This is a genomic window from Pseudoalteromonas sp. 0802, assembly GCF_013350085.1.
Classification (GTDB): domain Bacteria; phylum Pseudomonadota; class Gammaproteobacteria; order Enterobacterales; family Alteromonadaceae; genus Pseudoalteromonas.
Window position 1 is genome coordinate 92,406 of record NZ_JABVXE010000001.1, and the last position, 12,688, is coordinate 105,093.

Annotated in this window: 12 protein-coding genes; 11 read left to right on the forward strand and 1 reads right to left on the reverse strand. The window is 42.0% G+C overall.

Going from position 1 to position 12,688, the window contains the following annotated elements; genetic code table 11:
* Positions 1-68 precede the first annotated feature (68 nt).
* The 4 genes from HUS61_RS00455 to rluB all read left to right on the forward strand — a co-directional run bounded on the left by HUS61_RS00455 (position 69) and on the right by rluB (position 2,818).
* Positions 69-500, forward strand: a complete 432-nt coding sequence (locus HUS61_RS00455) for a hypothetical protein (RefSeq protein ID WP_054561271.1) — start codon at positions 69-71, stop codon at positions 498-500.
* Between the two features lie 206 nt (positions 501-706).
* Positions 707-1,228 (forward strand): EF-hand domain-containing protein, encoded by a 522-nt coding sequence (locus HUS61_RS00460; RefSeq protein WP_175081778.1) that lies wholly within the window; start codon positions 707-709, stop codon positions 1,226-1,228.
* Between the two features lie 130 nt (positions 1,229-1,358).
* Complete coding sequence (scpB, locus tag HUS61_RS00465; RefSeq protein WP_130051724.1) at positions 1,359-1,949, forward strand: SMC-Scp complex subunit ScpB; 591 nt, start codon at positions 1,359-1,361, stop codon at positions 1,947-1,949.
* A complete protein-coding gene (gene rluB, locus HUS61_RS00470) occupies positions 1,946-2,818 on the forward strand; it encodes a 23S rRNA pseudouridine(2605) synthase RluB (RefSeq protein ID WP_055198703.1) in 873 nt (290 codons plus the stop codon). The genes scpB and rluB overlap by 4 nt, the downstream gene beginning before the upstream one ends.
* Positions 2,819-2,919: 101 nt before the next feature.
* Here the strand turns inward: rluB and ald are convergent, their stop codons facing one another.
* Positions 2,920-4,041, reverse strand: coding sequence for an alanine dehydrogenase (gene ald / locus HUS61_RS00475; protein ID WP_054561274.1), 1,122 nt, complete (start codon positions 4,039-4,041; stop codon positions 2,920-2,922).
* A gap of 142 nt (positions 4,042-4,183) precedes the next feature.
* On the opposite strand from ald, the gene lrp reads away from it, so the two are divergent.
* The 7 genes from lrp to HUS61_RS00510 all read left to right on the forward strand — a co-directional run bounded on the left by lrp (position 4,184) and on the right by HUS61_RS00510 (position 12,676).
* Positions 4,184-4,663: a leucine-responsive transcriptional regulator Lrp gene (lrp, locus tag HUS61_RS00480; protein WP_054552971.1), complete on the forward strand. Its 480-nt coding sequence runs from the start codon at positions 4,184-4,186 to the stop codon at positions 4,661-4,663.
* A gap of 141 nt (positions 4,664-4,804) precedes the next feature.
* Positions 4,805-7,297, forward strand: a complete 2,493-nt coding sequence (locus HUS61_RS00485) for a DNA translocase FtsK (RefSeq protein WP_175081779.1) — start codon at positions 4,805-4,807, stop codon at positions 7,295-7,297.
* Positions 7,297-7,923 carry an outer membrane lipoprotein chaperone LolA gene (gene lolA, locus HUS61_RS00490; RefSeq protein WP_175081780.1) on the forward strand — a complete coding sequence of 209 codons (627 nt, stop codon included), beginning with the start codon at positions 7,297-7,299 and terminating at the stop codon, positions 7,921-7,923. Before HUS61_RS00485 ends, lolA begins: the two co-directional genes overlap by 1 nt.
* Before the next feature lie 3 nt (positions 7,924-7,926).
* Positions 7,927-9,264 (forward strand): replication-associated recombination protein A, encoded by a 1,338-nt coding sequence (locus tag HUS61_RS00495; RefSeq protein ID WP_175081781.1) that lies wholly within the window; start codon positions 7,927-7,929, stop codon positions 9,262-9,264.
* Entirely contained in the window at positions 9,257-9,643 is a 387-nt protein-coding gene (crcB, locus tag HUS61_RS00500; protein ID WP_082389253.1) for a fluoride efflux transporter CrcB, read from the forward strand. The genes HUS61_RS00495 and crcB overlap by 8 nt, the downstream gene beginning before the upstream one ends.
* A 9-nt stretch (positions 9,644-9,652) precedes the next feature.
* Complete coding sequence (gene serS / locus HUS61_RS00505; protein ID WP_105174304.1) at positions 9,653-10,957, forward strand: serine--tRNA ligase; 1,305 nt, start codon at positions 9,653-9,655, stop codon at positions 10,955-10,957.
* A gap of 174 nt (positions 10,958-11,131) precedes the next feature.
* Complete coding sequence (locus HUS61_RS00510; protein WP_175081782.1) at positions 11,132-12,676, forward strand: arylsulfatase; 1,545 nt, start codon at positions 11,132-11,134, stop codon at positions 12,674-12,676.
* Positions 12,677-12,688 lie beyond the last annotated feature (12 nt).

Sequence of the window (12,688 nt, forward strand, 5' to 3'; positions counted from 1 at the left end):
TACTGATTTTTGTTTATATAATGCGCGCAAACCATCCGTTCATATTATGTACTATTTAAAGGTAAACCATGAAAAAACAATTAGTGATGCTTTCTCTTGCATGTATCTCATTTGGCTCATTAGCAAGCAACCCGCACTACTTTTCAGCTGATAACCGTATTGAATCAAAGTTATGTAGCTTAAGTGCGAACGAAGGGTTTACCGCTGCACGTAAAGAAGCAGCAAAGCATGGCATTTCAATGTCACGTTTTTCAAAAAGCATTTTATGTAACGGTACTGACATCCGTGAAATTGCTAAAAAAGCACAATCACAAGAAGCAGCAAAAGCAGCTGTTGAAGTGTTTGCTAAAAATGAGCAAAAAGAAACTCAACTTTGCATCACTGCACTTAAAAAAGGTTTAACACCTGTGCGTGAAAAAATTGGTAACTTAAATACGTTAAAATGTAATGGCGAAGCAGTAACAGACTTCGTTAAGCGTTACCAAAACGCAGCTATCTAATAGCAGCATTTTTGTTATTTGTAAAAAGCGCTCTTCGGAGCGCTTTTTTTATGAAAAAATTACAGTAATCCATGAAAAGCTTGCTAAATCATAGGCTTAACACCAACTTAACCAGGCTGTAAGTGCTTGATTTTAGCCAATAAGGCATTTTGGCATTCAACTTGTAACATTCGAAGTGAATCTAATCGACTACAAGGAAATGTCTTATGAACAAGTTAACTTTAGCATCAACAATTTTAGCAGCACTAAGTCTTTCAGCATGTTCTGCAAGTAACTCTTTAGCAAAAATCGACAGTGATTTTGGCAGCCTAGATAATGACAATGACGGTTATATCTCTAAGGTAGAAGCTGACGATGATGCTATTTGGGATCATTTTTCAAATATCGATACCAATATGGATGAGCAAATCAGCCGTACTGAATTTAATGCATACATGCAGCTAAATACAGGCAAAGTGGCAACTGATAGTGAGGTATCTGAATCAGCATTTAAAGCTGAAATCGCTAAATTTGACCCAATCGAAAATGACTTTAAATCGTTAGATAACGACAAAAATGGTTATGTTTCTATTGAAGAAGCCGATGACGACGATATCGCAAATCACTTTGGCTATATGGATATCAACAAAGATAAGCGTGTAAGCCGCACTGAGTTTGTTAATTACATTAGCAAATATGGCAGTGACGTTGCCGAAGATGATGCCCTTGAAATGGTTAAAAATAGCTAATTTCAATATTCATTCATAAATATCCCCTAAAGCCAGTGTTTTACACTGGCTTTTTTACAATAATTTTTCCAACCTTGGCCGACTTCTGTCATAATAGAGCGTTAGTGATTTAAAATGACCTTTAGTAGTGATGGCCACAAAACGTATCAGTGATGAACAGTTAGTCGAAATCATAGAAGCCGCGATTTTTGTTGCTGGAAAACCTGTGTCTAAACGTCATTTAAAAGAGACAGTATTAGCTGATTTAAGCGTATCTATGCCGCGCATTAATAATGCAATTGAACAAATTCAAACGCATTATCAAACCCGAGGCATTAAGCTTGTTGCAGTAGGCAGCGGTTACAGGTTTCAAGCCTGCGCTAGTTTAGCGCCTTGGCTGGCAAACTTATGGCAAGAGCGCGCACCTAAATACTCACGAGCACTACTAGAAACTTTATCCTTGATTGCCTATAGACAACCTATTACCCGTGGTGAAATTGAACAAGTACGGGGGGTGACTGTTGGCTCAGGAATTATTAAAACCTTATTAGAAAGAGAGTGGGTCAGAGTTGTTGGTCATAAAGAGGTGCCTGGGCGCCCAGCGTTGTATGCCACAACATCCGCTTTCTTAGATTATTTTTCATTAGCTGGTTTAGATGAATTACCGCCGTTACCTGAACTTCAGGAGAGTAAAATCAACCAGCTATTGAGCGATCCTTCTGTGAGAGAACTATCTGAATGAGTAATGTAGAAACTGAAAAGTTACAAAAAGTATTAGCCCGTGCTGGCGTGGGTTCACGTCGTGAAATGGAAAAATACATCGATGCCAACCGTGTGAGCGTGAATGGTAAAGTGGCACGTTTAGGCGACCGTGTTGAAGCAACCGATGTAATTCGAGTTGACGGTCACGTAGTTAAAATTGAAGACAAAGCCGACCGTATTTGTCGAGTGCTTATGTATAACAAGCCAGAAGGCGAGTTATGTACACGTAAAGACCCTGAAGGTCGTCGTACGGTATTTGACCGTTTACCACGTGTTGATGGCGAACGTTGGATTGCAGTTGGCCGACTAGATATAAATACCGCTGGTTTAATGCTATTTACTAACGATGGTGAACTTGCTAACCGTTTAATGCACCCAAGCTACGAAGTAGAGCGTGAGTACTCAGCTCGTGTGTTTGGTGAAGTAACTAACGAAACGCTACGCACTTTAACAAAAGGCGTTGAGCTTGAAGATGGTCCTGCAAAATTCTTAAACATCAAACCTATGGGTGGTGAAGGTATCAACCGTTGGTTCAATGTGACTTTAACAGAAGGGCGTAACCGCGAAGTACGTCGTTTATGGCAATCACAAGATGTTGAAGTATCGCGTCTTATCCGTATTCGTTACGGTAAGTTAGAGCTTGATAAGCGCTTGCCACAAGGTGGTTGGGCTGAGCTTGATTTAGACACGGTTAACTATTTACGTAAAACAGTACAGCTAGGCCGCGAAACGCAAACTAAGCTGTCGGTTATTCCTGAAAAGCGTAAAGACAAACGTGCCAAAATTAACCAAATCCGTAAGGCGGTTAAAAAGCACAATCAACGCGCTAAACAAACTAAGCGTCGTTAATCAGAAATATAATTGTTTGCAGATAAACTACTTTATTTGCAAACAGGCATAAAAAAAGCAGCGATATCGCTGCTTTTTTTGTTTCACAATGCTAATTCTAATTAAGCATTTTCAACTGCTGTACGTGGGTCAACATATTCCATGTTGAAAGCTTCGGCTACTTCTTTATAAGTAACTTTACCTTTGATCACGTTTAAGCCTTTTAAGAAGTTTGCATCGTCAAGAAGCGCTTTCTTATAGCCTTTGTTAGCAAGGTTGATGATGAACGGTAATGTTGCATTGTTAAGTGCGAACGTAGAAGTACGTGGAACAGCACCTGGCATGTTAGCAACACAGTAGTGAACAACGTCATCAACAATGTAAGTAGGATCAGCGTGTGTTGTCGCTTTAGAAGTTGCGATACAACCACCTTGGTCGATTGCAACGTCGACGATTGCAGAACCAGGCTTCATTGCTTTGATGTGCTCAGCTGTCACTAGTTTAGGCGCTGCTGCACCTGGGATTAGTACGCCACCGATCACAAGGTCAGCTTCTAATACGTGTTTTTCTAGTGCGTCAGCAGTAGAGTAGATAGCTTTAACTTTATTACCGAACTGTGCGTCTAATGCACGTAGTACGTCGATGTTACGGTCAAGAACAACAACATCAGCACCTAGACCAACAGCCATTTGTGCTGCGCTACGACCAACCATGCCGCCGCCGATAACAACAACTTTAGCAGGCTCAACACCTGGTACACCACCAAGTAACATACCACGGCCGTGGTTTGATTTTTCAAGCGCTTGTGCACCAGCTTGGATAGACATACGACCAGCAACTTCACTCATAGGAGCAAGAAGAGGTAAACCGCCACGTGAATCAGTTACTGTTTCGTAAGCGATACACACTGCGCCACTTTTAACTAGGTCTTCAGTTTGTGGAAGATCCGGTGCTAAGTGAAGGTAAGTAAATAGAATTTGGTCTTCGCGTAACATTGCACGCTCAACAGCTTGTGGCTCTTTTACTTTAACGATCATTTCAGCTTTAGCAAAAACGTCTGCTGCTGTTGGTAAAATTTCAGCACCAGCTGCAACATAATCTTCGTTAGTGAAGCCAATGCCCATACCAGCATCAGTTTCAACAAACACTTGGTGGCCATGGTTTACTAGTTCACGAACACTCGCAGGAACCATACCTACACGGTATTCATGGTTTTTGATTTCTTTAGGTACACCAATAATCATAGTTTTTCGCCTTAATAGAACGGGATAAAATTTTTGACTATTATATTCATGACCAGCCAGTGTGTCTCACCTTTTTTAAGTGTTATTCTAGTGATATAATCTAAAAATAAATTTTAAACAGTGCAAAACTCTGGTTTGGCTTATGCATCAATTACTCGACAGAATAGACCGTAAAATTTTAATGGAATTACAGCTCGATGGTCGGATCTCTAACGTAGAGCTGGCAAGGCGTGTAGGGCTAAGTGCCACCCCTTGTTTGGAGCGGGTAAAAAAGCTCGAAAGAGAAGGTTATATACTCGGTTATAAAGCAGTAGTGGATCCTGCTAAACTTGGCCAAGGTTTGTCGGTTTATGTAGAAGTAACCATCACTAAAACCTCACCAGATGTTTTCGAAGAGTTTAACGCTGCAGTTAAAAAGCACGACGAAATAATTGAGTGCCATCTAGTGTCGGGTAATTTCGACTTTTTATTAAAAACACGTGTAAATGATATGTCGGAATATCGTAATGTACTGGGTGATATTCTACTAAAACTACCAAATGTCAGTGAAAGCCGAACTTATGTGGTAATGGAAGAAGTAAAAGGTGAAGAAGGGGTCATTATTCGCCCATATATTGCCTAAACTGTTAAAATACATATTGAGTAACAAAAACTTGTTCATTATCAGTCCATCAAGGCTAAGATAAAGTGCATCAAACGGCATTTCCTGCTAAGGTATTTCACTGCTAATCGATCAGTAAAGAATAATAAGGAATAGGGAGCTATGCGCCTAAATGGTGTTCAAAGACTGTTAGAAACGGGGCTAATCATCAGCACCTTTGCTGCAGTATTTATTTTATGTGCATTAATCAGTTTTGATCCTGCGGACCCTTCATGGTCGCAAACCGGTGAATTTGTTAATGTTAAGAATATTACCGGCACAGCGGGAGCTTGGGTTGCAGATATCCTATTACTCACTTTTGGCTGGCTTGCTTATTTAGTGCCTGTTGCCATTCAATTGTTCGGTTATTTATTGTTTAAACAACCACACCGTATTTTCCAGCTTGATTACACCACGCTTGCCTTACGTGTTATTGGCTTTGCGCTGTTTATTACTTCAGCGACGGCAATCAGCAGCATTAATTTTGATGATATTTATAACTTTTCATCTGGTGGGGTAGTGGGGGATGTTATTGCGACAGCAATGATGCCTACCTTTAATTTTACCGGCACCTCAATTTTATTACTGTGTTTTTTCTTTGCTGGTTTAACCCTATTAACCGGTATTTCGTGGGTTCAATTTGTCGATTTTGTCGGCAAGTGGGTAATGAAAGCATTTTACTTTTTACGTGAGCAATTTTCTGCTTGGTTACATCGTGAAAAAGAAGCTGTTAAAGATATCGCCACTTCAGAGCCAGACGCTAACTTTGTAGAACCAGAAAACGAGCCAGCTATTAGCTTTAATGATGCAGATGAAGAAGAGCCAAAGCCTGTTAAAGCTAAGCAAAAGCCTGCTGAAAAAGCTGATGATGACTTTAAAGGCTTTGATGAACTAGACGATATTCTTGACCAAGAAATTGGTTTTAGTGCCCTTGATGATGAATCATTCGATACCGTATCGGCACTGAATGCGCTTGATCAGAGCCCAGTCGTTGAGCCAGAAAAACCTGTTACAACGGTTGTTTCGCCTGCGCGCCCAATGCCTAAGCCGAAACCTGCGTATCAGCCACCACCAACGGCAAAGGAAAAGTTTGAAGCACTGCTTGAAGAGCAGCCGCCTACAAACCCGTTACCATCACTTGATTTATTAGACCGCCCAGATAAAGCGAAAAACCCATTATCGCAAGAAGAGCTTGATGGTATTTCGCGTTTAGTTGAAACCAAATTACTTGATTTTAACATTCAAGCTGCGGTTGTGGGTGTGTACCCAGGTCCGGTTGTAACGCGCTTTGAGCTTGATTTAGCGCCGGGTATTAAAGTAGCTAAAATCACTGGCCTAGCGAAAGATTTAGCACGTTCACTGTCTGCTGTAAGCGTACGTGTAGTAGAAGTTATTCCGGGTAAAACCTATGTTGGTTTAGAGCTGCCAAACAAACACCGTGAAATAGTGCGTTTAAGTGAAGTTATTAACGCGCCTAAGTTCGAATCAAACCCATCACCACTGACTATGGTGTTAGGTAAAGACATTGCTGGCGAGCCGGTATGCGCTGACCTTGGTAAAATGCCACATTTACTTGTTGCGGGTACCACAGGTTCAGGTAAGTCAGTGGGCGTTAATGTAATGATATTAAGCTTACTGTACAAATCGGGCCCTGATGATGTTCGTATGATCATGATCGACCCGAAAATGCTTGAACTTTCTGTGTACGAAGGCATCCCACATTTATTATGTGAAGTTGTTACCGACATGAAAGAAGCAGCCAATGCATTGCGTTGGTGTGTAGGCGAAATGGAACGTCGTTATAAGCTTATGTCGGCACTTGGTGTGCGTAATTTAAAAGGTTACAACCAAAAAGTGCTGGATGCCAAAGAAGCGGGCCAACCGATTCTAGATCCACTGTTTAAAGACACCGACGGCATGGCCGATGGCCCTGAAGAGCTTGATAAACTGCCGAGTATTGTGGTGGTCATTGACGAATTTGCCGACATGATGATGATCGTGGGTAAAAAAGTGGAAGAGCTGATTGCACGTATCGCGCAAAAAGCCCGTGCTGCAGGTATTCACTTAGTGCTAGCAACACAACGCCCATCGGTTGACGTAATTACAGGTTTGATTAAAGCGAATATTCCAACCCGTATGGCGTTCCAAGTTTCAAGTAAAATTGACTCGCGTACCATTTTAGATCAGCAAGGTGCTGAAAACTTACTTGGTATGGGTGACATGCTTTACTTACCGCCAGGTACTAGTGTTCCAGTGCGTGTGCATGGCGCGTTTGTTGATGACCACGAAGTACATGCGGTTGTAGACGATTGGAAAAAACGTGGCAAACCAAATTATATTGATGAAATTTTAAGTGGCGATGCCACAGAAGAAATTTTACTACCAGGAGAAACCAGTGAAGACGGTGATGAAGAGTCAGATCCGCTTTACGATGAAGCAGTATCATTTGTAATTGAAACCGGCAAAGTGTCGGTTTCGAGTGTACAGCGTAAGCTCCGTGTAGGTTATAACCGCGCAGCACGCTTAGTTGAACAAATGGAAACATCAGGCATTGTTAGCGCACCAGGACACAACGGTGCCCGCGAAGTCTTAGTGCCAAATGGTGGAGCAAATTAATGAAAAAAATTAAATACCTAGCCCTAATTATGGGTTGTTTATTAAGCGGTCAAAGTTTTGCAGACGACAGCGAAGCGTTGCAACAACAACTGGCTGCGATTAAAAGTTTTAAAGCAGAGTTTTCACAGCAGGTTACCGATTCGCAAGGCGAAGCTATCATGCAAGGTGAGGGGAATATTGCCCTTCAGCAACCTATGATGATCCGCTGGCAACAACAAAGCCCAGACGATACCTTGTTTGTATCTAATGGCGATAAAACGTATTACTTCGACAGCTTTGCTGAGCAGGTAACGATTATGAATACCCACAGCCTGATTGATTCAACTCCATTTGTGTTGTTGACTTCAAAAGATCCAGAGCAGTGGGCTAAATACCAAGTTGTGGCAACTGATGCAGGTTTTAGCGTCACGCCAAACAAAGGTGTTGAGAGCCAAGTTGAAAAGTTAGACATTCGCTTTAACGCTAAAGAGCAAGGCCTAGCATCACTGACAGTATTAGATACCTCTGGTCAGCAGTCTTTATTTACCTTTAAAGATGCTAAAGTAAACGAAGCACTTGCAACTCAAACCTTTGAATTTACCATTCCAGAAGGCGTTGAAGTTGACGACCAAAGCCAAGGTGATTAAGGCTTGAGTAATCTCGGATTTAATTTTGGTCCTGATGTGCGCCCACTTGCGGCGCGCATGCGACCAGGAACACTCAATGACTACATAGGTCAGCAGCACCTTTTAAGCCCCGATAAACCTCTTTACCAAGCGATTCTTGCAGGTCGATGCCACAGCCTCATTTTGTGGGGGCCGCCAGGTGTTGGTAAAACCACCTTAGCGCAGATTATTGCAAACCATGCCGATGCCAGCCTCATTCAAATGTCGGCAGTCACAGCAGGTGTAAAAGACATTCGTGAGGCCGTAAGCGAAGCAAAAGCAAACCTTGCTGGGCGTGGGCAGCGCACCTTATTGTTTGTTGACGAAGTACACCGTTTTAATAAATCTCAGCAAGATGCATTTTTGCCACATATTGAAGATGGTACTTTTATTTTTGTTGGCGCGACCACCGAAAACCCATCATTTGCACTTAATAACGCGATATTGTCTCGTGCCCGTGTGTATGTATTAAAAGCTCTTGAGCAAGCCGATTTATTTAACGTAATTGAACGCGCCTTACGTGAAGACGTAGAGCTCAGCCAAAAACACATTGAAATTGCCGAAAACGCTAAACAAGCGCTTTGCCAAGCAAGTGATGGCGATGCGCGTAAAGTGCTTAACCTGTTAGAACAAGCTGTTGATTTAACCACGGAGCAGCAGGGTAAATACCTTGTTGACCAACATGTTTTAAGTCAAGTGCTGCCAACACACTTAGCCAAGTACGACAAAGGCGGTGATGAGTTTTACGACTTGATTTCAGCGTTTCATAAGTCAGTACGAGGTAGTTCACCTGATGGTGCTTTGTATTGGTACTGCCGTATTTTAGCCGGTGGCGGCGACCCACTTTATGTGGCAAGGCGCTTATTAGCGATTGCTACAGAAGATATTGGCAATGCAGACCCGCGAGCAATGGAAGTCGCACTCAATGCGTGGGATATTTTTCAACGTGTTGGCCCAAGTGAAGGTGAGCGCGCTATTGCACAAGCCACCATTTATTTAGCCAGTGCCCCGAAAAGTAACGCTGTTTATATGGCGTTTAATCAAGCTATGCAAGATGCTAAGAATGAGCCGAGCCATCCGGTGCCAGAGCATCTACGCAATGCACCAACTAGCTTAATGAAAGACTTAGGTTATGGCGCTGAATATCGGTATGCACATAATGAGGAAGGTGCGTTTGCAGCAGGCGAAAAGTATTTCCCTGAGGCAATTCATGATCGCCAGTATTACTTCCCAACCGACCGCGGGCTTGAACAAAAAATAAAACAAAAGCTGGACTATTTAACTCAGCGCAACGAGCAAAGTGATATTAAACGTTATGAATAGTTTGAAACTTTACATGATGATTGCAATGGGTGGCGCTTCAGGGGCATGTTTACGCTATTTTCTTAGCGAAACCATGCTAAAACTGCTCGGTAGGGGATTCCCTTTTGGCACGTTGACAGTTAATATTCTTGGTTCATTGTTAATGGGCATTTTATACGGCTTGATTGAAAAAGAAATAATCGCTGTTAGCCCCGCTAAAACCTTAATTGGTATTGGCTTTTTAGGTGCATTGACCACCTTTTCAACATTCTCAATGGATTCGTTGTTGCTCTTGCAACAAGGTCACTTTTTTAAAATGGCCCTCAATATCACCTTAAACGTGGTGGTGTGTATATTTATGGCTTGGCTGGGCCTTCAGCTGGTAATGCAAAAAGGTTAAAAATCAAACATGTTAGATTCTAAATATTTACGTCAAGATATCGAACAAGCGGCTGCACGTTTAGCAACACGCGGTTTCGAACTTGATATTGCAGCGGTAACTGCACTTGAAGAAAAACGCAAAACATTACAAGTACAAACGCAAGAACTTCAAAGCGAGCGTAATGCAAGTTCCAAAGCTATCGGCCAAGCAAAAGCGAAAGGCGAGCACGAAAAAGCACAACAGCTGCTTGATTCAGTAAGTAACCTTGGTGATCAACTAGACAGCGTTAAAGCTGAGCAAGACGCAGTACTTGAAGAGCTTAAGCAAATTGCACTTGCTATTCCAAACTTACCTGATGAGTCAGTACCAGTAGGTGAAGACGAAGACCAAAACGTTGAAATTTCAACCTGGGGTACGCCTAAGTCATACGACTTTGAAGTAAAAGATCACGTAGATGTTGGTCAAGACGTAAACGGCCTAGACTTTGAAATGGGCGTTAAAATCAGTGGTGCACGCTTTACTGTTATGCGTGGTCAAGTTGCACGTATGCACCGTGCTCTTACGCAGTTTATGCTTGATACGCACACAGACAAAAACGGCTATACAGAAATGTATGTGCCTTACCTTGTTAATAGCGCAAGCTTATACGGTACAAGCCAATTACCTAAATTTGCTGGTGACTTATTCCACACATTAGGTTTAGTTGATGACGACGGTCAGCAACAACCTGGTTTTAGCTTAATTCCTACAGCAGAAGTACCACTTACGAACAGTGCTCGTGACGAAATTTACGACGAAAGCGACTTACCAATTCGTTTAACAGCGCATACGCCTTGTTTCCGTAGTGAAGCGGGTAGCTATGGCCGTGATACACGTGGTCTTATTCGTCAGCACCAATTCGACAAAGTTGAATTAGTACAACTAGTAAAACCAGAAGATTCAATGCAAGCGCTAGAAGAGCTAACAGGTCACGCTGAGCAAATCTTACAAGCATTAGAACTTCCATACCGTAAAGTGATTTTATGTACGGGTGATATGGGCTTTGGCGCAGCAAAAACTTACGATTTAGAAGTATGGTTACCTGCACAAAACACTTATCGTGAAATCTCATCATGTTCTAACATGGTTGATTTCCAAGCACGTCGTATGCAAGCGCGTTTCCGTCGTCAAGGCGAGAAAAAGCCAGAGCTACTTCATACACTAAATGGTTCAGGTTTAGCGGTTGGTCGTACATTGGTAGCAATCTTAGAGAACTATCAGCAAGCAGACGGCTCAATTGTTGTACCAGAAGTATTACGCCCTTACATGGGTGGCTTAGAAGTTATTAAATAACATTTAAGCTTATAGCGTTTAAAAACCGTATTTGTGAAAGCAAATACGGTTTTTTTGTGTTTAAAGTTAATAATTAATTGCGGTACATAGCAGTTTTAGTAGACTAAAAAAAGTACTATTCGTTTTATCACTAAACGACATAGTATTTTTTACAATACACGAAGGACTGCTGTTATGAAAAAACTACTCGCCGTAGCATCCGCTGCTTTATATTTAGCAAGCTCTGTCGCTTTTGCTAAAGACAAACCTAATATTCTGATCATATTCCCCGACGATGTTGGTTGGCAAAACGTAAGTGCTTATGGGCTTGGTACCATGGGTTACAAAACGCCAAACATCGATAAGCTTGCCCATGAAGGTACCATGTTTACCGATCATTATGCGCAACCATCTTGCACAGCCGGGCGCGCAGCCCTCATTACCGGTCAATATCCAATTCGTAGTGGCATGACAACGGTAGGCCGACCAGGCGCAGAGCTTGGTTTAAAAGCGGGCTCTTATACGCTTGCTGAGGTTTTAAAAGAGCAGGGTTATGCAACAGGGCAATTTGGTAAAAACCACTTAGGTGATCGCAACGAGCACCTACCAACCGTCCATGGTTTTGATGAATTTTTCGGAAATTTATACCATTTGAATACTCAAGAAGAGTTTGAACAACGTGATTACCCGAAAGATCCTGAATTTTTCAAGAAGTATGGTACGCGAGGTGTTTTACATACTTACGCTACAAATGTAGATGACAAAACAGTTGATCCACGCTTTGGTAAAGTAGGTAAGCAAAAAATTAAAGATACTGGCCAGCTTTCTCGTGAGCGAATGAAAACCGTTGATAAAGAGTTTATGGACGCAAGCATAGACTTTATTAAACGAGCGCAAAAAGCTGATAAACCTTTCTTTGTATGGTTTAACCCAAGCCGCATGCACATGTACACGCGTTTAAGTGATGAAAGCCGTTACTTAGCAGCAGATTACACTACAGAGCATGATTTATACGGCAGTGGTTTAATTGAGCATGATCAACAAGTGGGTGAGTTAATGGCTACCCTAGAAGATATGGGTGCCCTAGATAACACCATTGTGATTTACTCTACTGATAATGGCCCAGAGCACAGCGCTCGATTACATGGCGGTACAACACCGTTCCGCGGTGAAAAAATGACAACATACGAAGGCGGCGTGCGCGTTCCTATGATTGTTCGTTGGCCAGGTAAAGTTCCAGCAAATACCGTATTAAATGGCATTCAGTCACACATGGATATTTATACAACCCTTGCAGCTGCAGCGGGTGAGCCTAATATCGCGAAAAAAGCGCTTAAAGAACACAAGCAACCTATTGATGGTGTAAACAACTTAGATTATTGGTTAGGTAAAACAGACGAAAGTGCGCGTGATAGTTTTCTGTATTATTACGAATCGAGCATTAAAGCTGTGCGTTACAAACAGTGGAAGCTTCATTTCGAAACAAGCGAAAACTATTACGCTCAGTACGAAAAGCAAAAGTTTCCGATTATCTATAACTTACGTATGGACCCGTTTGAAAGCTTTGATGGCCTAACTGACCGTTCCGACATAGTGCAAGCTAAACAATGGCTAAATGAGCCCGTACAACACTTGCTTGGTGAGCATATTCAGTCATTATCAAAATATCCACCATTACAAAAAGCGACCAGCTTCGACTTTAGCCAATTAATGGAACAGTTGATGTCTGGTAAGCAGTAACACTCAATAAAA